The sequence below is a fragment of the Leucobacter faecis genome (assembly GCF_054456635.2).
Map to the genome: position 1 here is coordinate 18,858 of NZ_JBTJEP020000012.1, position 21,419 is coordinate 40,276.

At 64.3% G+C, this 21,419-nt stretch carries 23 protein-coding genes; 13 read left to right on the forward strand and 10 right to left on the reverse strand.

Translation table 11 applies throughout. The features are described 5' to 3' along the window. Entirely contained in the window at positions 1–774 is a 774-nt protein-coding gene (locus tag ACXR2T_RS10355; protein WP_458838966.1) for a copper homeostasis protein CutC, read from the forward strand. Continuing rightward, the gene (locus ACXR2T_RS10360; protein WP_458838967.1) at positions 771–1,760 is read left to right on the forward strand and encodes an ROK family protein; all 990 of its coding nucleotides are present in this window, start codon (positions 771–773) and stop codon (positions 1,758–1,760) included. The genes ACXR2T_RS10355 and ACXR2T_RS10360 overlap by 4 nt, the downstream gene beginning before the upstream one ends. Positions 1,761–1,896: 136 nt before the next feature. Here ACXR2T_RS10360 and ACXR2T_RS10365 read toward each other — a convergent pair whose 3' ends face one another. From ACXR2T_RS10365 to ACXR2T_RS10380, 4 genes are all read right to left on the reverse strand, one after another. Beyond that, positions 1,897–3,216, reverse strand: coding sequence for a class I SAM-dependent RNA methyltransferase (locus ACXR2T_RS10365; protein ID WP_458838968.1), 1,320 nt, complete (start codon positions 3,214–3,216; stop codon positions 1,897–1,899). Positions 3,217–3,339: 123 nt separating this feature from the next. Next, positions 3,340–3,723, reverse strand: a complete 384-nt coding sequence (locus ACXR2T_RS10370) for a hypothetical protein (protein ID WP_458838969.1) — start codon at positions 3,721–3,723, stop codon at positions 3,340–3,342. A 68-nt stretch (positions 3,724–3,791) separates the two neighbouring features. Beyond that, a complete protein-coding gene (locus ACXR2T_RS10375; protein WP_458838970.1) occupies positions 3,792–4,376 on the reverse strand; it encodes a hypothetical protein in 585 nt (194 codons plus the stop codon). A 131-nt stretch (positions 4,377–4,507) separates the two neighbouring features. Next, positions 4,508–4,903 carry a hypothetical protein gene (locus ACXR2T_RS10380; RefSeq protein ID WP_458838971.1) on the reverse strand — a complete coding sequence of 132 codons (396 nt, stop codon included), beginning with the start codon at positions 4,901–4,903 and terminating at the stop codon, positions 4,508–4,510. 621 nt (positions 4,904–5,524) lie between these two features. Between ACXR2T_RS10380 and ACXR2T_RS10385 the strand changes: the two genes are divergently transcribed. The 7 genes from ACXR2T_RS10385 to ACXR2T_RS10415 all read left to right on the forward strand — a co-directional run bounded on the left by ACXR2T_RS10385 (position 5,525) and on the right by ACXR2T_RS10415 (position 9,460). Beyond that, complete coding sequence (locus ACXR2T_RS10385) at positions 5,525–5,845, forward strand: hypothetical protein (protein WP_458838972.1); 321 nt, start codon at positions 5,525–5,527, stop codon at positions 5,843–5,845. 15 nt (positions 5,846–5,860) lie between these two features. Beyond that, positions 5,861–6,442 (forward strand): hypothetical protein, encoded by a 582-nt coding sequence (locus ACXR2T_RS10390; protein WP_458838973.1) that lies wholly within the window; start codon positions 5,861–5,863, stop codon positions 6,440–6,442. Between the two features lie 81 nt (positions 6,443–6,523). Then, entirely contained in the window at positions 6,524–6,928 is a 405-nt protein-coding gene (locus tag ACXR2T_RS10395) for a putative T7SS-secreted protein (protein WP_458838974.1), read from the forward strand. A 334-nt stretch (positions 6,929–7,262) separates the two neighbouring features. Continuing rightward, positions 7,263–7,403, forward strand: coding sequence for a hypothetical protein (locus ACXR2T_RS10400; protein WP_458838975.1), 141 nt, complete (start codon positions 7,263–7,265; stop codon positions 7,401–7,403). Between the two features lie 32 nt (positions 7,404–7,435). Continuing rightward, entirely contained in the window at positions 7,436–7,654 is a 219-nt protein-coding gene (locus ACXR2T_RS10405) for a hypothetical protein (protein ID WP_458838976.1), read from the forward strand. Between the two features lie 340 nt (positions 7,655–7,994). After that, the gene (locus tag ACXR2T_RS10410; RefSeq protein ID WP_458838977.1) at positions 7,995–8,729 is read left to right on the forward strand and encodes an ABC transporter ATP-binding protein; all 735 of its coding nucleotides are present in this window, start codon (positions 7,995–7,997) and stop codon (positions 8,727–8,729) included. Then, on the forward strand, positions 8,726–9,460 hold the full coding sequence (locus tag ACXR2T_RS10415; protein ID WP_458838978.1) for an ABC transporter permease: 735 nt from the start codon (positions 8,726–8,728) through the stop codon (positions 9,458–9,460). Before ACXR2T_RS10410 ends, ACXR2T_RS10415 begins: the two co-directional genes overlap by 4 nt. A 57-nt stretch (positions 9,461–9,517) precedes the next feature. Here the strand turns inward: ACXR2T_RS10415 and ACXR2T_RS10420 are convergent, their stop codons facing one another. Both ACXR2T_RS10420 and ACXR2T_RS10425 read right to left on the reverse strand, forming a co-directional pair. After that, complete coding sequence (locus tag ACXR2T_RS10420) at positions 9,518–10,060, reverse strand: hypothetical protein (protein ID WP_458838979.1); 543 nt, start codon at positions 10,058–10,060, stop codon at positions 9,518–9,520. A 158-nt stretch (positions 10,061–10,218) separates the two neighbouring features. After that, positions 10,219–10,569, reverse strand: a complete 351-nt coding sequence (locus ACXR2T_RS10425) for a DUF7882 family protein (RefSeq protein WP_458814463.1) — start codon at positions 10,567–10,569, stop codon at positions 10,219–10,221. Between the two features lie 22 nt (positions 10,570–10,591). On the opposite strand from ACXR2T_RS10425, the gene ACXR2T_RS10430 reads away from it, so the two are divergent. Beyond that, positions 10,592–11,233, forward strand: a complete 642-nt coding sequence (locus ACXR2T_RS10430) for a Maf family protein (RefSeq protein ID WP_458838980.1) — start codon at positions 10,592–10,594, stop codon at positions 11,231–11,233. Positions 11,234–11,308: 75 nt separating this feature from the next. On the opposite strand, the gene ACXR2T_RS10435 is transcribed toward ACXR2T_RS10430, so the two are convergent. Continuing rightward, positions 11,309–13,012, reverse strand: a complete 1,704-nt coding sequence (locus ACXR2T_RS10435) for a PucR family transcriptional regulator (protein ID WP_458838981.1) — start codon at positions 13,010–13,012, stop codon at positions 11,309–11,311. 158 nt (positions 13,013–13,170) lie between these two features. Between ACXR2T_RS10435 and ACXR2T_RS10440 the strand changes: the two genes are divergently transcribed. The 3 genes from ACXR2T_RS10440 (at position 13,171) to ACXR2T_RS10450 (ending at position 18,937) form a co-directional block, all read left to right on the forward strand. Continuing rightward, positions 13,171–14,658, forward strand: a complete 1,488-nt coding sequence (locus ACXR2T_RS10440; RefSeq protein WP_458814457.1) for a CoA-acylating methylmalonate-semialdehyde dehydrogenase — start codon at positions 13,171–13,173, stop codon at positions 14,656–14,658. Positions 14,659–14,677: 19 nt separating this feature from the next. Continuing rightward, positions 14,678–16,066: an aspartate aminotransferase family protein gene (locus tag ACXR2T_RS10445; RefSeq protein WP_458814455.1), complete on the forward strand. Its 1,389-nt coding sequence runs from the start codon at positions 14,678–14,680 to the stop codon at positions 16,064–16,066. A gap of 234 nt (positions 16,067–16,300) precedes the next feature. Then, positions 16,301–18,937, forward strand: a complete 2,637-nt coding sequence (locus ACXR2T_RS10450) for an HYR domain-containing protein (RefSeq protein WP_458814453.1) — start codon at positions 16,301–16,303, stop codon at positions 18,935–18,937. 43 nt (positions 18,938–18,980) lie between these two features. On the opposite strand, the gene ACXR2T_RS10455 is transcribed toward ACXR2T_RS10450, so the two are convergent. Genes ACXR2T_RS10455 through ACXR2T_RS10465 form a run of 3 tightly spaced genes read right to left on the reverse strand, consistent with a single transcriptional unit; the run spans position 18,981 to position 21,412 of the window. Next, positions 18,981–19,571 carry a MogA/MoaB family molybdenum cofactor biosynthesis protein gene (locus ACXR2T_RS10455; RefSeq protein WP_458814451.1) on the reverse strand — a complete coding sequence of 197 codons (591 nt, stop codon included), beginning with the start codon at positions 19,569–19,571 and terminating at the stop codon, positions 18,981–18,983. Continuing rightward, positions 19,552–20,112, reverse strand: coding sequence for a cyclic pyranopterin monophosphate synthase MoaC (gene moaC / locus ACXR2T_RS10460; RefSeq protein ID WP_458814449.1), 561 nt, complete (start codon positions 20,110–20,112; stop codon positions 19,552–19,554). The genes ACXR2T_RS10455 and moaC overlap by 20 nt, the downstream gene beginning before the upstream one ends. Continuing rightward, the gene (locus tag ACXR2T_RS10465) at positions 20,105–21,412 is read right to left on the reverse strand and encodes a molybdopterin molybdotransferase MoeA (RefSeq protein ID WP_458838982.1); all 1,308 of its coding nucleotides are present in this window, start codon (positions 21,410–21,412) and stop codon (positions 20,105–20,107) included. Before ACXR2T_RS10465 ends, moaC begins: the two co-directional genes overlap by 8 nt. Positions 21,413–21,419: the final 7 nt, after the last annotated feature.

A 21,419-nucleotide genomic window follows, 5' to 3' on the forward strand; every position in this document is an offset into this window, starting at 1 on the left:
ATGACCCGTTCGTTTGAGTACGAGATCATCGCCCAAGACCCGGCCGCGGTGCGACTCGCGGCAAGGCTCGGTGCGACGCGCGTCGAGCTGTGCCAGGGGCTTGCGCTCGGCGGCATCACACCGAGCGCCGGCCTCGTCGAGGCAGCCGTTGCGGCGTCGCGTGCGAGCGCTACGCCTACGCACCGGGTCGAAGTCCACGCCCTGATTCGCCCGCGCTCGGGCGGCTTTGTGTACTCGGACGACGAGCTCGACGTGATCGTCGCAGACATTCGCGCGGCCGTGCGCTCGGGCGTCGACGGCGTGGTCGTGGGTAACCAGCTCGCCTCGGGCGAACTCGACCTCGAGGCCCTTGCGCGCATGCGCGAGGCCGCGGGCGACGCGCAGCTCTCGCTGCACCGCGTAGTGGACGTAACCCCCGATCCGGTCGCGACCGTGGCGTCGCTTGTGGCCCGCGCCGATCTGGGCGTGGCGCGCGTGCTGACGTCTGGGGGAGCGCCCCGCGCGATCGAAGGCGCCGCGACGCTCGCGCGCATGGTGGCGGCGGCTTCGGGCCGCATCGCGGTCATGGCAGGCAGCGGTGTGAACGCGCAGAACGTGGCCGAGCTGTGGGCTACCGGCGTTGATGCCGTGCACTTCTCAGCGAAGCGCGACGTCGTCGAGCGCCCCATCGTGAGCATGGGGTCGAGCGACGCCGACGGGGTCGGCGGGTACGAAGTCACCTGCGAGGACACCGCGCGTGCAGTGATCGCGGCGCTCACGGGCCGAGCGGCGTGACCGCGGTGCAGGGTGGCGCGGTGAAAGGCGACGCGGTGCACGGCGCCGGGCAGCTGGCGGAGCCGAACCGGGTTCACGAGTCTGAGCGCGGCACCGTCGTGCTCGGCCTCGACGTGGGCGGTTCGAGCGTCAAGGTGCTTGCGACACCGGTTGGTGCGGTAATCGTTGGTAAACCCGACGCGGTGCTGCAGTTTCGGGCCCCCACCCCGCATGCCGGTCCCGTCGCGGGGCTTCTCGAGATCGTCGCACAAGTGCAGCGAGATTTTACGGTGGCAGCGATTGCGGTGTCGATTCCGGGCACGGTTGACGCCGAGCGCGGTGCGGTCGAGCAGTGTGTCAACATTCCCGAGCTTTCGGGCGTCGACCTGGGTCTGCAGCTCGCGGCGGCGACCGGGGTGCCGGTACGGGTCGTTAATGACGGCGCGGCGGCGGCGCTCGCCGAGGCCGAGTGGGGTGCTGGTAGCGGCCAGACGAGCGTGTTTGTGCTCGCCCTGGGCACCGGCATCGCGGGCGCCCATGTGGTGTCGGGTGAGGTCGCGGGCGGCGCACACGGCTTTGCGGGCGAACTTGGCCACGTCGTCGTTGACCCCACAGGTGCGCTCTGCTCGTGCGGTAACACGGGCTGCCTTGAAACGGTGCTGGGCGCCCCTGCCGTAACGGCGGCCTGGGAACGGGCCGGCGGAGCGGGCGGTACACGCGGCCTGTTCGCGGCCCACACGGCGGGCGATGCGGCTGCGGCCGGGGTAGTTGACCGCGCGGCCGACACCCTCGGCGAGGCGCTGCTCACGCTGTGTGCGCTCGTTGATCCGGGGCGCATTGTGATCGGTGGCGGGCTTGCGCAGCCACCACACACGCTCGTCACAGAGGCAGCGCGTGCGGCCAGGCAGCGTGCCACGTTTCACCGTGTGCCCGAGATCGTGCCCGCGCAGCTGGGCGATTGGGCGGGCGCGTACGGCTGTGCGCTCGTGGCCGCGCGGGCGTTGTAGCCGCGGGCACGGGAGCCGCCGCACGCTCGCTACACCTATTGGGGCCAAGAGTGGTGGTAATGCGTGCTCATTACCACCACTCTTGGCCCCAAAGCGTCAGCCCGGCGGGCCTCGGTGCAATGCACCGCCGCGCGGCCTATGCGCGCTGAAACACCGCGAGCGACTCGAAGTGGTGCGTGTGCGGGAAAATGTCGAACGCGCGCAGGCTCGTGAGCTTGTAGCCGGCGTCAAGCAGCGTCTTCGTGTCGCGGGCGAGCGCCACGGGGTCACACGCAACGTAGATGATGTTGGCGGGGGCGAGCTCGCCCAGCTGCTTAGTGACGTCGCCGCCCGCGCCTGAGCGGGGCGGGTCGAGCACCACGGTGCCGCGGCGAAGACGCCCGCGCACGGGAGCAGCAGCAGCGAGGAGCTCACTCAGGTAGCGGTCAACGCGTGCGGTGATCGCGAGCGCGCCCACAAAGTCGGCGAGGTTCTCGCCCGCGTCTTCGGTTGCGCCTGAGTCGGCCTCGACGGTGGTCACCTTGAGCGTGGGGCCCGCGGCCTCGAGCATGGCAGCCGCGAGCAAGCCCGCGCCGCCGTAGAGGTCGAGGTTCGCGGCGCTATTGTCGAAGACGCCCTGCTCTATGAGGCCCTGCACCGCGTCGCGTACAGCCGCAAACAACACGGCAGGGGCCTCGCGGTGCACCTGCCAGAAGCCGCCTGCGCGCACGACGAAGCCGCGCTCCTCGACGAGCTCGCCCACTGCATCGCCTTCACCCGAGCGCGTCTTCTCGCCGCTCAGGCGCAGCAGCATGCGCGGGTCGTCCCCTGACGGAGCCACCAGGTCGACAGACTCGACGCCCTGCATTTCTTCGCCGAGCGGCGCGATCTGGCCGATCTCGTCGTTTGCAAGCGGCAGGCTTTCGACATCGATGATGCGACGGCTGCGTGCGGCGTAGGGGCCGACCATGCCGGTCGCCTCGTCAACGTGCAGCCGTACGCGGGTGCGGTAGCCCAGGCCGTTGCGCTCGTCATCGCCGGGGGCAGCCTCGACGCGCCCCTCTTCGGGGTGCGCGAGGTCGAAGCCCAGCTCGGCGAGCTCAATACCGCCAAAGCGGCGCATCGAGTCGGTGAGCACCTGCGCCTTCAGCGCACGCTGGTGGTCAAGATTGATGTGTCCAAACTCGGCGCCGCCCACGCGGTCCTCGGGAGCGCGATCGACCGACGCTTCGGCCCAGACGTGATCGCGGCGGTGCGGGGAAGCCTCGAGTACCTCGACGGTCGTCGCGCGTGCGAACGACTTCTTCTTGGCGTCGGTGACGAGGGCGCGCACGCGCTCGCCGGGAATCGCGTCAGAGACAAAGACGACGCGACCGTCGTGGCGAGCCACGCAGATACCGCCGTGAGCGATGCCGGTGACCTCGAGTTCGACGGTGTCGCCGATGGAGAGTGCAGAGTTCTGCGGGGTAGATACCATGCGTCTATTCTCCCAGAGCCTGGCTGGTTGTGCGCCCGTGTGAGCCGGTCAGTTTTTTGTGCGGCCGCGCCTACTCCAGGTATAAGAAGCCACCCCAGCTTGCGTCGCAAAATTCTAGATTAATTACCCTGGGCTTTTGGTGGCGAGCGCGATCGTAAGGGAGTGGAAGAAAGATGAGATGGCTGTCTGATCAGTTTTGAATGATACCCGCGCTTGATCGTCCCACGGGCCTCCGACTTCAACGGTAATTCGATAGTGGCCGAGGGAATCTTCTTTCAGGACCTTGATGAGCCCGTCACCGTTTTCGTCATGGAGCGTTACCTCGTCTTGGGCAGTCTGGCCTAGAAAAAGTGAAAGTCGAGATTGCGAAACTTGAAATGGTGAAGAGGCGCGAACCATCGGTGATGCCACCGTCAACGAAAAACATAAGTCTGAATTGTATTCACTTGCGGGAGCCTCGGCCAGCGTCAACAATTGCGCATCGTCGTAAGTATTGAGGGTGATCATGCTGTCACAATTCTCATAGTTACTTGAATTTGAAGTCATCGGAGCCCATCTTGGTCAGCAGTTATCGGTCACCTCGGTAGTTTTATCTGGGTTTGAATAACAGCCTCTCTGCGGTCAAATTCCTCAACCATTTTCGCGCTGCGCGCCCAAAGAACCCGCTGTTCAGCAAGAGCCCTTTCGAACCCTCGGCATGCCTCATCTAGATCTCCAAAGTAGGCCTCTACAAAAGGAGCGCTTCCAGTAATAAGAGCAAACTCATGTTCTGAAAACAAGATCGCCGAGCAATCCTCGAGGCTGAAGAAAAGGAACGACTGGCCCGCATACGCTGCTCCAAGCGGCTGAGACTTATCAGTCTCCCAAGTCAGGGCGCGCGCTGGGGCGATGATTTCTAGGGGATTGGAGAATTCGCCAGAATAAATTGCGACGGTGTACCATCGAGCAGACGGGTAAACAGCGCAAGCACGACGGAGTGGCTCAACGTGCTGTTCTCCGGCATGATTCTCGTTATCTACCGGTATGACCAAGACATCTGGGCGAGCAAGCCAGCTAGCAGCGAGGCGATATTCGTCAGGCCCGGCAAGCAGTCGTGCCCGCTCAAATACTTGCTGCCGAATCTCGGGATCTCGCACCACTTTGTATGAGCTATTGATCATCTCAACCTTGCTCCTCCATAGGGCTCGGAAGATGCGGAGCGTTCATAACCCATTGAGAGTCCGCGACAATTGCGAAACGTGACACTTATCAACGATGCCATAAAATACAGTGACAGTCTGGGCGACATGCCCTAGCCAAAACTGGGAGGCAGTTTCACCTGAGCGAGAGCCGTATTCAGAGTCTTACGGATCTCTTCTGCCTGCTTGAGCTGCCCTTTGTCTCGACGAATGCGGATATCTTCTTCAAACCAGCTCTGGAGTTCCGCCAGGGGCTCGTCCTCGCTACCTTCGATGTATTTCCTCACGAACTGTGCGGACCCTGCAATTAACTTGTATTCATAGGGAGCTGAATAGAGAATTGCCGCGTCATGGGTATCACTGAACAGTAGGAAGGAGAGGACGTCCCAATTCCCGGGGAAAGGCTCAGGATCGCTATCCAATAGTGATTCCACTGGCCGAACAAGCTCGACCGGATTAGCTAACCCGGAATTGGATACCTCAACGAGGAACCACTTCGAATCAGGCATGCTCCTAAAAGCTCCTGAAAGAGCGGCACCATCTCGATGTACCGAATGATTCTCATTCTCTTGTGCGACACAAAATATATCTGCTCGCTTCAACCAAGTGTGAGACAGATGCTTCTCGTTGGGCTTTGCGAACACGTAAGCTCGTCGAAACACCTCGTTGCGCTCTGCGGTGTCTGAAATCTCTCGGATCAATCTTTATACCTAAACTTTGTTCGAGATTTAGGGGTTTGACTTGCGTCGAACACTTCAAGTGTCGGGTGCCCCTCAGAGCTGAACTCGCGCACGTTGACAGTGCGGCCGTCAGAGAACGTCGCGTATTGCACCCCTTTGTCGTCTACTCTAACTTTAAGCCCGACAGTGAGCTCTTCAAAGTCCTTGAGTGCCTGATCATCCCCCCCCCGGGTCTCTCAAGTTGAGTTGTTCCTGTTTCCTTGTTTTCTTTGACGAGCATCGAGTCGGAACGAAGTCCGTCAAAGCGAGAATGATTCGCCCTGGGCGTGGGTTTAGTTCCGATCTTTCAACCAGGAAGATAGGAACTAAACCCACGCCCGGGGCGAATCAGGGGACATGATCGGTCTCGAGCATTGGCAGAGCGGGAACCCCGCGCGCGGAGCAGGCCGAGTGCTGGGAGAACTTGGCCTGTTCGTGCTCGCGTTCGCGAAGATCGGGAAACTCGGGACGCTCGGACGAGCCGGAGAAGATGTTGGGGATATTGGTCAGGTAAGCAAGATTGCTGAGAAACTCTCCAAGGGCCATGCCTTTGAAAAGCACGTGTTAAAACGAGGTGAATTTCCAGGAATAACCTCTCAAGAGCAGTTCGCTCGACTGGTCGACGACGTAATAACCAACGGCGAAAAGATCGACCTTCCGAGGGACCGATCGGCCTACTGGAAAGACGGAACCACCGTGATAGTTGACCCTAAGAATCCAGACGGGGGGTGAAGGCCTTTAGACCGATTGAAGGCAACGATTACTTTCTGGACCTCAAGAATAGTAAGAAGTGGCTATATGCGCCTATTAAGTTTTGACCCTCTGCTTTACACGCCGGAATTCGAAGCGCTTTCAGATAATTCCTGGGCGGCGGACAATGAAATTTGCCTCTTCACGACTTCTGAGGGGCTGCGTTTGCTTCGTAGTGGAATCCGGGAAGCGAATGAGGAGCTTCGCGGAGACGCCTTCGCCGAACGGGTTGGAACTCTGCGCGAAAATGCAATGGAACTTCTCAGCTGTCTGCGTAAGATTTCAGTGGAATTCGCATCGAGAGAGCATGAGGATGCAGTTGCCGACGGTCAATTTTTCTGGACATTTGATGAGCCGCTACCCACGAGTCGAGGAGCACTACATTCGACTCCGTTGTCGACTGGCCAGATCCTTCTTGCTATCGAACCCATGGAGGTCTCTTGGTGCATCGCTGCGTTGACTGCTTCGCTTGAAGAACTTGAAGATTGGGAGCTTGAAACGCGATTTGGTTTCACCGAAACTGAAGTGGAGTTGGCGATCTCACAGTTGGACAATGTTCGTCATAGGAAATCTGCTTGAGTAGGCTGTTGCAGGCCGCGTCGAAGGCAATAAAGGAATTCCCAGAGCTAATGGCTCTGGCGGTGGGATCGTGAGCACCTGATGGTCACGGGAAGTTTATGTGTTGGGGCGCTGATCCCTGGAAGCCCCGGTGCGATAGCCGCGGCCCTCGAGAATGTTGGCAGCGGCGCAGCGCCAGCGCAGCAGATGTCTCAGGCCTGGCAAGTGATGCAGCTCCCCAGTTGGCAGGGAGCTGCCGGGGAGGCTTGGCGTGCTTTCACGCCGAAGGAGCACGGGCACTTGGCGGTCGCTCCGGCAGCGTTTAACCGGGCCGCGGCTACGATGCTCCGCTATGAGGGAGCGTTTCGTGCTGCCCGGGCTGAAGCTCAGGCCGCTATTCACCCGACTTGGCTCACGGTTCGGTATGGTCAGGGACAAGGCTGCCAGTCACTACCAGGTAAGCCACATCGACCATGCAGGCCGCCTCGATCTTCCGCGACGAAGTGACACCAGTGCAGTAGGAGTAGAAGGGAGGCTCCGAAACCTAGACCGACTCCGATTGCGAAACCCCCAAAAGTCAAAGACTCAGACCTCCAGAACCGCCTCACCCAGGCTTATATGCGAGAAGGTAGCAGGCCCCTCAAAGGTGGGGATGGTTTCTTGGCTGACGCGATCAGGTACGAGTTGCGTACAGGCGAAAAAATCGGTAACAGCGATCATGTCGATAAGGGGCGAAGAGTTCGTAACTCGTTGGTCAATTGGCTGAAAAAGTACAAGGATACTGATCCGTCGGATATCGAGACCGCTCAGAGGGTGTTGAAAGAGATTAAGGACGCGCTAAATGGAAACTGAATTTGATGCAACCCACGAAGCAAATAAAGCTTTTTGCAGAAACCTCGCGGTGAAGATTCCTGCGCTCGCTCCGATTTTGGAGAAGAATCTGGAAGACGAAGATGGGGACCTCAACACATACTTTTTTTAGGTGCTGCAGCTGAGTGGGCTGAGACTAATGTGGTGTCTAGAACAGATGATGTAGTGCGGTTTCTCGCAGTGCTGAACCAGGGCATTTCTGAAAGCGAAGCTGAGGTACCGAACTTCATTGTGGTGGGGTTTATGGAATGGCTTTTGGCCGACACGCCCTTGGATCCGCTGTTGCAAGGCGGGCTCAAAGAATGGCGCGATTTTCATAACGGAGTCACTGAGAAACCCCCTGTTTTAAGGAGCGGGAAGTAGCTATCTTTGGGAAGAGCGCCCGGGTGGCAGGGCCGACAATAGAGGGAGTGGTGATCGGTGTGATGCCTTTCGAGTGGGATGTGCAGGTTTCCTCGAAGGGTTCCCCGGTGGCCACGCTGGTCTTTCAGCGGAGCTGGTTTGTCTAGGGCCCGTTACGCCACTATACGGGGCGCCACTGTGGCACAAGGGCGCAGGAATCGCATTTACCCGTAGCTTCCACCGCCCCTGAACTTCATCATCGTATCCTCTACAAGAACCGGGTACCCCCTTATCTTCGGGTATTCGCAACAGAGTTACACGATTCCTCGCGCTCGCGCGCTAGCGGGTTTATTATGGGCGCATGAAGCACGGCGGCTTCGCGATATCGAGCACGGCCCTCTCCGTACGACGGGGCGGGCGAGAAGTGCTGCACGGCCTCGACCTGAATATTCCGGTCGGGCAGATCACCGGATTGCTCGGCCCCTCGGGGTGTGGCAAGAGTACGCTTTTGCGCAGCATCGTAGGGGTGCAGGCTCGAGTGCGGGGCGACTTGACGGTACTGGGATACCCAGCCGGCAACGCGCAGCTGCGCACGAGGGTCGCGTACGCCACGCAGGCGGCGTCTGTCTACGACGACCTGTCAGTCGCACAGAATCTCAGATACTTTGCCCGTGTGCGGGGGCTCGGCGCAGGCGCCGCCGAGCGTGCGATCGAACGGGTCGGCCTCGGTGCCGAGGCGGGCCGCCGCGTGCACACGCTGAGTGGTGGCCAGCAGGGGCGCGTGTCGCTCGCTGTGGCGCTGCTCGGCGAGCCAGAGCTGATCGTGCTCGACGAGCCAACGGTGGGCCTTGATCCGGTGCTGCGTGCTGAGCTCTGGAGCCTTTTTCGCGGGCTCGCGAGCGAGGGGGTGACGCTGCTCGTGAGCAGCCACGTGATGGACGAGGCGCTGCGCTGCGACCGGCTGCTGCTCATGCGTGACGGCCGCATTCTGTCTGACACCTCGCCCAGTGATCTGCTCGCTGAGACTGGCACGAACGACCCGGAGGCAGCATTTCTTGAGGTTATCGCGCGCGCTGAGAAAGCGAGCAGCTCATGAGCCCCGTGCGCACTCTCGCGACCGCCGCGCGTGTGCTGCGGCAGCTGTCGCACGACCACCGGTCGGTGGCGTTGCTGTTGGCCGCGCCGAGCCTGCTCGTGGGTCTGTTGGCATGGCTAATGAGCGACCAGAAGGGTGCGTTTGACCACTATGGCGGCCCGATTCTCGCCCTGTTTCCGTTCATCTTGATGTTTGTGGTGACGAGCGTGACGACCCTGCGCGAGCGTCGATCTGGCACCCTCGAGCGGCTCATGACGACGCCGCTTACCCAGGCCGACTTCATCGTGGGCTATGCGCTCGCATTTGGACTGGTCGCCGCGCTGCAAGCGACGATCACGGTTGCGTTTGCGGTGCTCGTGTGCGGGCTCGAGGTGACGGGGTCGGTGTGGTTATTGGGACTTGTGGCAGTGCTCGATGCGCTGCTCGGCACAGGGTTGGGGCTGCTCGCGAGCGCGTTTGCGCGCACCGAGTTTCAGGCGGTGCAGTTTATGCCGCTCATCGTGTTTCCGCAGATCCTCATTGGTGGGCTGCTGCTGCCGCGCGACGCCATGCCAGACGTGCTGCAGGCAATCTCTGACTGGATGCCGCTGAGCTACGTAGTTGATGCGGTGAACGCAGTGGCAGCGGGCGACACCGATTGGACGCTGGGGGCGCCGCTCATCGTGATCGCCGCGGTAACCGTTGGCGCGCTAGGACTCGCGGCGCTTACGCTGCGGCGGCGCACGCCGTAAGTGCCGTTAATGCCGAAAGCGCCGCGAGTTCTATGAGCATCGCGCGCTGCCAACGCGCTAGCCCTCCTCGCGGCCCTCGTGCTCCTCGTGCGCCTCGTGCGCCCGCGCCTCGGCCTTTTCGCGGTTGCGCTCTTCACGAAACGGGTCGTACTTGTACCAGTGCCGCGGCTCGGGGTCGTTTGCGTGCGCGGCCTCCTCGGCCTCGCGCTCGCGTCTACGCTCGGGCTCGTACGCGACCTCGTCTTCGTGATCGTGCGGATGCACGTAGTTCCACTCGCCCATCGCAGGGTCCCTGTGGCCCCTAAACGGGTTCTCTGTGGCACGCTGGGCGGCGCGGCCCTCGGTAGCGCCGTCAAGCACGGGGTGTTCGATGACATCGCCCTGCGGCATTCTGAAGAGGGTGCCCTGCCCTGTGCCAGCGTCGTAGCGAGACGCGGGATGCGGGGCTTCCTTCGACGGGCGCGCAGCCGCAGCCGCGTCGTCTCCAACAGAACGTGGCTCAAGCGGTTCATCTTGCGCCAAATCTTCTGACAGACCCTGCGGCTCGTCAGAAGCATGCCGGGCCCCGCCCGATGAACTTTGGTCGTTGAGTGTAAACATGGCGATCCTCCGTTCGATCTCAAGCACCTCGCGGCGCTAAACCTCATGGTGACGCCAGAGTATGCCTCAAACGGAGCGAATCCCACCCCCTGGCTCTCACCAAATATGAGGCGTAAAGTGAGAGGGTTAGCGTCAGCTTGCGTGGGCAGTGAGCGAGACTAACCGTGATGTGCCGCGTGATACCGCTCGGCCTCGTGTTCGGTGAGCAGCTGGATACCCCGCGAAGAGTTACCGAGCTCAGTCAAGACCTCGACCCACACGGGGTTCAGCTCAACAGGGCGACTGCCCGAGAACCGAAAGATCATTGGTATCGAAGGCCCGCACCACAGCGAAACGCGCCCGCTGCCCTGCTCGGGCGTAAACGACCAACTCACGAAAAATGTTTCGTGGAGCCGCAACTTCACGCCGACAGCGGCCTTCAAATGGGCGAGCGCCCGGTCTTCAATGGCGTACTCGGTGGTTGCTGCATAGATGAGGTGGCCCATGCGCGCATCTTCGCACGCAGACATGCAAATAGCTAGTATTTTGGCTATGCGCTTGTATCTCGCCTCCACTTCGCCCGCCCGCCTTTCGGTGCTGCGCGGGGCCGGTATCGAACCGATCTGCTTCTCACCCGAGGTCGACGAAGACGCCGCGGTCGCCCAGCGCGAGGCCGAGCTCGGCCGCCCGCTCACCGCGCCAGAGCTCACGGAGTATCTCGGCCGGCTCAAAGCCGAAGATGTCGTGCGACGCCACGGCCACGAGATCGACGGGCTGGTGCTCGGCGGTGACTCCATGTTCTTGCTCGGCGACGAGATCCTCGGCAAGCCGCACCTGCCCGAGGTCGCGCTCGAACGCTCGAAAGCGCACCGCGGCCGCACGGGCTCGCTGCACTCGGGCCACTGGCTCATCGACCACACAGGCGGGCAGCAGCGCGGTGCGGCCGGCGCAGTCGATACGGCGCGCGTGACGCTCGCCGCCGATGTCACCGACGCCGAGCTCGCGGCCTACGTCGCCACAGGCGAACCGCTCGAGCTCGCCGGCGGCTTCGCGATCGACGGCCTCGCGGGCGCGTTCATTGAGCGCATCGAGGGTGCCCCGAGCGCCGTGATCGGGCTGTCGCTACCCGCCCTGCGCAGGCTCGTCACAGGGCTCGGGTACGACTACCCGGCGCTCTGGAACGCGACGCCCTAGCAGCGTGGATCCTGCGAGCGACTCCGTCACCGCAGTGCGCGGCATGATCCGGATCTTTCCAAGCTGCCGCGGCCGCTAGCGGCGCGCGTGCAGCGCGACCGCGAGAGTGGCGATCGTGCCGCCGTCGGCGAGATCGACCGCGAGCAGCTCTTCGATGAGCGCGAGCCGCTGGTAGAACACCGAGCGCGAGAGCCGGGCGTTCTGGGCTGCGAGCGAGCGGTTCGTGGGGTGCGCGAGGTACGCCTCGAGCACCGTGATGAGGTCGCCCGAGTGGCCGGGGCCGGTGGCTTCGTCGTGATCGATGAGCGGCCCCAGGGTGTCACTCGCAAACTCCTGCACTTCGGGCAGCGCGGCGAGCCCGCGCATGAGATACGCGAGCGCCTGGCGCTCGGCCTGCTGCACCGTGACTCGGCCGGTCTTGGCGGTGGGGGCGAGGTGACCCGAGGCGCGCACGCGCTCGAGCGACGTGATGAGCGAACGTAGCCCGCGGCCGGGGGCTCCGAGGCCCAGGTGCGCACGCCAGGGGCGGGGTGTCGTCGAGGGCAGCAGCATGTCGAGCTCGTGCGCGAGACGCGTAGCGAGCGGTGGGGTCTGCGCGATCTGCACGCGCGGGTCGCCTGGCGCAAACGATAGCAGCGCGAGCAGGGCGGGGTTGGGGGAGCGGTCGTCTGGGTCTGGCACCAAGATCACACGGCCCTCGGGGGCGACCGCGCGCCGGAGCGCGGTCTCAAGCACCGCGCGCTCGAGCGACTCGTGCGCGCCAAAGTCACCCGTGCCGCGCAGCGTAGCGCCCTGCAACATGCGCCCGTCGATGGGCAGGCCTGCGGCGCGCAGCTGCGCCGCCACCTCGGCGTCGCGCCGAAATCTGCCGCTCAGCAGCGTGTCGAACAGCTGCTTTGAGCTCAGCTGCAACCACTGATCACCCTCGGGGTCGGCGAGCCTGCCGAGCGCGAGAGCGAATGCGCCGAGCTCGAGCACGGTGCGGCGGCCAGCGGGGTGCGCGGGGCCGGGCAGCGCCGTAAGCCTGCCAAAGCGTTTGCCCTGTGCCTCGACCGGCACATGATCGGTGTTGTCGGTGAAAGTGGCTGTCGCTGTGGCTGTGGTTGTTGTTGCGGCTGTTGTTGCTGCGGGCGCAATCTCGCCGAAGCCGCGCAGCACCAGCTCGGGGTTTGCGCTCCCTGCGCTCCCTGCGCCGCCGCCCGCCCAGGCGACGACGCGGCCGGCAGAGTCCTCAAGCACGACGGGCGCCTGAATCGTTTCGGCCAACCGCTCGATCACGTAGTCGATGGGGCTGCGATTGAGTCCGAGCTCGGTGAGCATCGCGTGCACCGCTGCCCGCGCCTCGAGCGCCTCGGTCTGCGCGGCGAGCACGCGCTGGTGCACGCGCTGCGTGATCTGCACGAATCGCACCTCGCCGTGCAGCACCGCGAGCGCAATACCGGCCCGCTCGCAGGCGGCAATGAGCTCTGGCGGAGCCGAGTCATACTGCCCGCCGAGCTCGAGAATGACGCCTGCGGGGTCTGAGGCGACGAGCTGCGCTGCGAGATCGTCTAGTGCGGGGCCCGTCACCGGCCAGCCAGCACCCGTGGTGAGCACCAACTCGCCCCCCTCAAGCAGTGAGATCGCGCTCTGCCCCGCCACGACGTGTGCCCAGCGCAGCGTGCGTGACAGCCCTTTTCTGCCTGCGACGATCTCTGCTTTGCCCGCGCGTAGCTCAGGGAACGAGAGAACATCGTCGACGGTAATAGTGGGTGCGTTCGCAGCACTGAAATCAGACACATACACATTGTATGAAACCGGGCAGAGATTGCGATGGTTTGTCGCTCGATATGCCCAGAGGCTAGTGGCAACATGGGTGGTGGCGAGGCGCACGGCCTCGAACAGTATGCCCGTTAGATCCGGCGCAGTATCTCACCCCAGTTAGAAAGGGCACACGAATGGCTCGCATTCCTCACGTCATCGGCGGCGAAAAGACCGACGCAGCAGAGCGCTACCAGGCGGTCTACAACCCCGCCACCGGCGAAGAGCAGCACGAAGTAGCGATCGCATCGGTCGCGACCGTTGAAGAAGCAATCGCGGCCGCCGCGGCAGCCCTTCCCGCTTGGCGCCGCACCAGCCTCACCAAGCGCGCCAACGTGTTCTTCAACCTGCGCCAGCTGCTCAAGCAGCGCACCCCCGAGCTCTCGGCGATCGTGACCGCTGAGCACGGCAAGGTGCTCTCAGACGCCGCGGGCGAGGTTTCGCGCGGCCTCGAGAACGTCGAGTTCGCCGCTGGCCTGCTCAACGTACTGAAGGGCGAGCGCGACGAGCAGGTTTCGACCGGCGTTGACGTGCACTCGATCAAGCAGCCCGTAGGCGTTGTCGCCTGCGTCACCCCCTTCAACTTTCCGATCATGGTGCCGCTGTGGATGATCGCCTCGGCCATCGCCTGCGGCAACACCGTGGTGCTGAAGCCGTCTGAGCGCGACCCCTCCGCTTCGGTGTTCATCGCCGACCTGTTCCGCGAAGCCGGCCTGCCCGATGGCGTGCTGAACGTCGTACACGGTGACAAGGTTGCCGTCGATACCCTGATCGACGCCCCCGACGTGAAGGCGATCTCGTTCGTCGGCTCGACCCCCATCGCAAAGTACATCTACGAGCGTGCGGCCGCCAACGGCAAGCGCGTGCAGGCGCTCGGTGGCGCAAAGAACCACATGCTCGTTATGCCCGACGCCGACATCAAGGTCACGGCAGACGCTGCGATCTCGGCCGCGTACGGCGCAGCGGGCGAGCGCTGCATGGCTGTCTCGGTGCTCGTAGCTGTGGGCGATGACATGGCCGACCGCATCATCCCTGAGCTCGTAAGCCGCATCGCTGACTTGAAGATCGGTGACGGCGCAGCCGAGGGCACCGACATGGGCCCGCTCATCACCCCCGAGGCGAAGGCTCGCGTTGACAGCTACGTCGCAGGGGCCGCCGCTCAGGGCGCTACCGTCGTCGTTGACGGCCGCGACTTCAAGTTCGAGGGCAACGGATTCTTCACAGGTCCCACCCTGCTCGACCACGTCAAGACCGACAGCGACGTGTACCGTGACGAGATCTTCGGCCCCGTACTCGCAGTTGTGCGCGTCGAGACCTACGAAGAGGGCCTCGAGCTCATCAATTCGCACCAGTTCGGCAACGGCACTGCCATCTTCACCCGCGACGGTGGCGTGGCGCGCCAGTTCGAGTTCGATGTTGAGGCCGGCATGGTGGGCATCAACGTGCCGATCCCCGTTCCCGTGGGCTCGTTCTCGTTTGGTGGTTGGAAGGACTCGCTGTTCGGCGACACCCACATCTACGGCCCCGAGTCGATCAACTTCTACACGCGCTCGAAGGTCGTCACGACGCGCTGGCCTGAGCCGGATCAGTCCAAGATCGACCTGGGCTTCCCGAGCAACCACTAGGACGAGCGGAACAGACATCATGGCTGATTACACGGACTTGAACGGTGCCGAGCAGAGCTTTGGCGACACCGAGGCGCAGCGCGAGGTGCGCGAGAACGACCGCCAGTACGTCTTCCACTCGTGGTCGGCGCAGGGCACGCTCAACACGCTGCCCATCGCCAAGGGCGAGGGCGTGCGGTTCTGGGACTACGACGGCACCGAGTACCTCGACTTCTCGTCGCAGCTCGTCAACCTCAACCTGGGTCACCAGCACCCCGGCCTTGTGAAGGCGATTCAAGAGCAGGCGGGCCGCCTCGCGACGATTCAGCCCGCGCTCGGCAGCGACGTGCGCGGCGAACTCGCGAAGCGCATCGTTGAGCACTCGTTTGAGGGCGCTCGTTCGGTGTTCTTTACCAACGGTGGCGCCGACGCGGTCGAGTACGCGGTGCGCATGGCCCGTCACCACACAGGCAAGCACAAGGTGCTCGCACGCTACCGCTCGTACCACGGCTCAACCGGCACCGCGATCACGCTGACAGGTGAACCGCGCCGCTGGGCCAACGGCACGCTCGACGCGGGCGTTGTGCACTTCACGGGCCCCTACCCCTACCGTTCGGCGTTCTACGCCGAGACCCCGGAGCAGGAGACCGAGCGGGCGCTCGCACACTTGCGTGCGACCATCGAGCTCGAGGGTGCCAGCACCATCGCGGCGATCATCCTCGAGTCGGTCACCGGCACCAACGGCATCTTGATTCCTACCCCCGGCTACCTCGAGGGCGTGCGCGCGCTGTGCGACGAGTTTGGCATCATGATGATCTGCGATGAGGTCATGGCAGGCTTCGGCCGCACCGGCGAGTGGTTCGCGTTCCAGGGCTTCGGGGTTAACCCGGATCTCGTGACCTTCGCGAAGGGCGTCAACTCGGGCTACGTGCCCCTCGGTGGCGTCGTGATTAGCGAGGCGATTCACAACACGTTCGATCAGAAGGCGTTCCCCGGCGGGCTCACCTACTCGGGCCACCCGCTCGCCTGCGCCGCGGGCGTCGCAACCTTCGACATCTTCGAAGAAGAGCAGATCCTCGAGCGCGTGCGCGACCTCGGTGAGCGCGTCGTGCGCCCCCGTCTCGAGGCGATGGCCGAGAAGCACCCCTCCGTGGGTGAGGTGCGCGGCAAGGGTCTGTTCTGGGCGATCGAGCTCGTCAAGAACCGCGAGACGCGCGAGCCGCTCGTACCGTTCAACGCGTCGGGTGAGGCCGCGGCCCCGTTCAACGCCGTCGTCGGAGCCTGCAAGGCCGCGGGCCTGTGGCCGTTCGCCGCGGGCAACCGTCTGCAGGTCGCACCGCCGCTCGTGATCTCAGAGGAAGACCTGATCAAGGGCCTCGACATCATCGACGAGGCGTTGAACGTCGCCGACTCCTACGTCACGGCGTAGCGCGCAATAGCTTTCGGGCCTAAGGCTCGAAAATGGGGTTCGCCCCGGTCACTGTGGTGAGTGAACAATAATCCCCCTCTCGTGTTCGAGAGGGGGATTATTGGTCTCACTGCCCATTTTCGCGCGCCGGATCAGGCCGTGCCCACCCGCCACAGCCGGCCCTCAGCGCAATTGCAACAAAACCGTAACAAAAAGTGATCGATCGCTCTCTTGACGGTGTCTAAAATTCAGAATGTGAAACTTTCGTGGGGGAAAAGTCGTGCTGTGCTGCTCGCGGGCACGGCGATCATGGCGCTGCTCATTGTGACCTTTGTCGCGGTGCCCGGCGCCCGCGCCGACTCCGGGTCGGTGTCTGGCACAATCACCGCCGCCGACCCGACCTACACCCACCTGAACCCGGTTGCAGGAAACCCCTGCGCTGTGGGCAGCATTCCGACGCATTATCGCGTGATCGCGGTGAAGGTGGGCGGTTTGGCAGATACCAACCTCACAATCGCCGTAAATCCGGTGGGATTCGCGGCGAATATCAGCCTGTACCAGGGAGCGTTTCTGCCCGAAGGCCCGCATGTGAACTGCTGGGGCTCGATCAACGGGAGCGGGGCAGGTGCGACGGTTCCGATGACCACCCCGATCAATGCGCTGCCTGCCCCCTATACCGAGCAGACGTTCTACCTGGTGGTTTCGGGCCTGGGGGCGAGCGACCTCGGTGATTTTTCAGTGGATGTGAGCTCCACGATCACGCCGATTGAGGTGACGCTTCTGCCCTCGGCGGGCCCAGTGATCGACACGACCCCGCCGGTCGTCACGGTACCGCAATCACCCGTTATCGCCGAGGCGCAAGGGCCCGCGGGCGCCAGCGTGTCTTATAGCGCGACGGCCACAGACGACGTCGACGGCGCGCTCACGCCTACATGCTCACCGGCCTCGGGGTCGCGGTTTCCTTTCGGCTCCACCCTGGTCACGTGTACGGCGACGGACGCGGCGGGCAGCGTCGGCACCGGCAGCTTTACTGTGGACGTAATCGACACAACAGGACCGCGCATCACCACCCAAGGGCCGGTCCGCGCCGTGGCTGAGGACGCAAGTGGCTCCATCGTTACTTACTGGGTCACAGCTTCAGACCTCGTCGAGGGGGCACGCCCGGTTAGCTGCTCTCCAGCATCCGGTTCCCGATTCCCGCTCGGGTCGACGCCTGTCACCTGTACATCAAGCGATAGCCGCAATAACAGCTCGACTGCAACGTTCACAGTGCACGTGAGTGATGAGGAAGCGCCCGTGGTTAGCGTACCTGCGCCCATCAGCGCGGAGGCCACAGGCCCGGGTGGTGCCGCCGTAAATTTCACCGCGGCCGCCAATGACGCGGTCGACGGTGTACTCACACCGTCGTGTAACCCCGCTTCGGGGTCCACCTTTCCGCTCGGAGTCACCACGGTTACCTGCGATGCAATCGACACTGCCGGTAATACGGGTTCTCAGAGCTTCACGGTGACGGTTCAAGACAGTGTCGCACCGACTCTGTTGGGGATCTACGGCCGCACCGCTGAAGCGACGGGTGCAGACGGTGCTACCGTCGACTTCACCGTAACCGCGGCCGACCTGGTTGACGGAGCGCTCACTGCGACGTGCACGCCCGCCTCTGGCTCGCTGTTCGCGCTCGGTGACACGACCGTCACGTGCACGGCAACCGACTCGCAACAGAATACGGCGACGGGTTCATTCCATATCATGGTGAGTGACACGACAGAGCCGACCGTGTCGACTCCGGCTGCGGTCACAACCGAGGCAGAGAGTGCGGCGGGAAGCGTGGTCACCTTTACGGCAACCGCGAGCGACACCGTCGACGGGAGCCTCCCGACGAGCTGCACCCCCGCCTCGGGAGAACTCTTTCCTCTCGGCGATACCACCGTGACCTGCACAGCCGAAGACGACGCCGGCAACATCGGCAGCGCGAGTTTCGTAGTATCGCTCGTCGACACGACCGCCCCGATGCTCGCAGGCCTCGACTCGGTGACAGCAGAAGCAGAGGGCCCCGACGGCGCCGAAGTCTCGTACACTGTGACAGCGAGCGATCTTGTTGAGGGGTCCGTGGCCGCGAGCTGCACGCCGGCCTCTGGCACCGTGTTTGCACTCGGCGATACGACCGTCAACTGCGAAGCTACCGACGCGCAGGGCAACTCTGCGACCGGTTCATTCACGGTGACCATCGAGGACACCACCGAGCCCGCGCTCACTCTGCCGGGGGCGTTGTCGATTGAAGCTGAAGGCCCAGGCGGCGCCACGATCGATTACACGGCCACCGCAGAAGACCTCGTAGACGGCGCACTAGTCCCCGCATGTACCCCCGCCTCTGGTGCCGAGCTCCCTCTCGGCACGGCGACGATCACGTGCGAGGTGAGCGATGCCGCGGGCAACATCGCCTCCGGCGACTTTGAGGTAACCGTGCGCGACACCACGGCGCCGATCATTACTGTACCGAGTGACATGCGCGCCACCGCGAGCAGCCCGGCTGGCGCAGTGGTGACATATGTAGCGAGCGCCAACGACCTCGTGGACGGCGCGGTCGCGCCCTCGTGCGCCCCCATGTCAGGGAGCACACTGATGGCCGGAGTCACCACGGTGACCTGCGCCGCGGTCGATGCGGCCGAGAACACCGCCACCGCCGACTTCGCAGTGACCGTCGAAGCGTATGTGCCGCCGAAGAAACCAACTCCCGACCATAAGAAACCAACCACCGCAACACCGTTGCGGCAGGGGCCGTCGCTTGCGACGACCGGCGGTGCAGAAACGATCGCCGGAGGCCTCACGGTCTCGCTGCTGCTCGCAGGCGCCACGCTGCTGGTGGCCGCCAGGCGCCGCCAAAGGGGTGCCTAACACCCAAAGTGCCTGAGCTTCGCGCTCACGACCTCGAAGTGGGCTAGATGCGGGGGCGCGCATCGTGCGCGCCCCCGCCCGCCCGCTGCGCGAGCGCGTGCGTAAGCAGCGGCTCGAGCACCGCGAGCCCGTCGCGCACCCCGCCGGGGGAGCCCGGAAAGTTCACAATCAGAGTCGTCCGGGCGAAGCCGGCAACACCGCGGGTGAGGGCCGCGAGCGGCGCAGTTGCTGCACCGCGGCTCCTGATCGCCTCGATAATGCCGGGCAGTTCGACATCGAGGTACGGGCGGGTTTCTTCGGGCGTCTGATCTGAGGGAGAGACACCAGTGCCACCCGTAGTGAGGATCACGCTCGGCGCCAGACAGGGGTTGCGGTCGTCCACGGCGTCGGGCAATAGCAACGGGTTGAGGAGCCTATCGAGCGCTACGCCCACCGGCGGCCCGTCCGACACGACGATCGGGTCCTCAACCAAGAATCCGCGTTCGCGCAGCCACTGCGCAATCACGGGGCCCGTACGATCGGGCGCCTCACCGGCGGCGGCGCTTGTCGACGCGACAACCACCGCGGCAGTGGGCGCGGTGCCTGGCTCGCCAGGTGAAGCGGCGGGACTCGGATCATGCGTCGTGCGTGGCATCGCCCGCCCCATTTCGCGCCTCAAGGCTCCAGTCGCCGCTCTTGCCGCCCGACTTGGCGAGCACGCGCAGGCCCGTGATCTCGGCGTGCTTGTCGACGGCCTTCGTCATGTCGTAGAGGGTGAGCGCGGCGACGCTCGCGGCGGTGAGCGCCTCCATCTCGACTCCGGTCACACCCTTCGTCGTAACCGTGGCCGTGACGCGCACGCAATCGCCCTCGGCGGCGAAGTCGACGGCAACCTTCGAGATGGGCAGCGGGTGGCACAGTGGCACGAGCTCCCAAGTGCGCTTGGCGGCCATAATGCCGGCGACGCGGGCGGTGCCGAGGGCCTCGCCCTTGGGCAGATCACCCGCCATGAGCTGCGCCACCACGTCTGCGCGGGTGACGAACAACGCCTCGGCCGTGGCGGTGCGCTTGGTGATGGCCTTGTCGCTCACGTCGACCATGTGAGCGCTGCCGTCTGCGCGCAGGTGCGTGAGACGCGACTCTTGCGGGGGAACAGCGGGAACAGCAGGGGCGGCGGGGTCAGCCGGGTCAGGCATTGAGTCTCCAGGTTTCTACGAGGGTGCCCGCGGCGAGGTGCGTCACGCCCACGGGAATCTGCACGAGCACGTCGGCGTTCGCGAGGTCGTGCACGAGGTGCGAGCCCGGGGCGAGCACCTGCACGGTGCCCTCGGGGGTGAGCATGCCGCGGCGCACCTGGTGTTTCGCGGCGGGGGAGTTGACGTCGTGCGCGAGCGGGTGCGTGCCGGGCTCAGGCTCGGCCAGTCCCGCAAACTCGCGCAGAATGGGCGCGAGAAACAGTTCGGCAGACAAGAACGAGCTCACAGGGTTACCCGGAAAACACAGCACCGGGGTGTCTGGCACGCCCGCGAGTTGAACCCGGGCGAAGCCCTGCGGGCCGCCCGGCTGCATCGCGACCGCGTGAAACTCGCCGCCCAGTGGGGCGAGCGCCTCGCGCACCACCTCGAAGGCGCCCATGCTGATGCCGCCCATCGTGATGATCAGGTCGGCGAGACCAGCGTGCATGTGTAGCCGCTCGGCGAGCAGCTGCGGGTCGTCGGGCACGATCGTGTGCTCGACCTCTGCGCCGTACTGCCGCAGCAGCGCAGCCAGCATGGGCCCGTTCGCGTCGGGAATGTGCGCTGCGTTCCACGGTTCACCGGGGTGCGCAAGCTCGTCGCCTGTCGCGCACACGAGCACGCGCAGCCTGCGCCGCACCGCCACCTCGGTCACGCCGCTCGCCGCGAGCGCACCGATGCGGGTGGGAGTGAGCGCTGCGCCGGCAGCTGCTACAACCGCTCCGTGCGCGAGGTCTTCGCCCGCGGGGCGCACGAAGCGGCCCTCGGGGCTCGGCGCGGTAAACGTCGCGCTGCCGCTCGGCAGCGCGTGAAACTCGGCGGTGGCGGTGTTCGTTGCGGTCGCCACGCCTCGCGGGGCGCGCGTGAGCGGCGCAAACTCGCCGCTCGTACTTTCTTCGACGGGCACAATCGTGTCGGCGCCCCGCGGCACCGGCGCCCCCGTCATTACGGGGGTGGCGGTGCGCGGCGCGTGCCACAGCTGCGGGTCACCCGCTGCCGCCGCGTACCCGAGGGGCAGCGTGACCGGCGACTGCTTCGAAGCCGCCGCCAGGTCGACCGCGCGCACCGCGTAACCGTCCATCTGGGAGTTCGTGAACGCCGGAATCGGCAGACGGGCCGTCACCTCGCGCGCTGTGACGCGCCCCGCGAGCGCAGGGTCGGCAACGTGCAGGGACTCGGGGGCGTTCTCACGCACGTGCGCGAGCAGCGGCTGCAGCAGCGCGGCAATCTCGTCGCGGTGCTTCTCTAGCGTGCAGGCCATGTCTGTC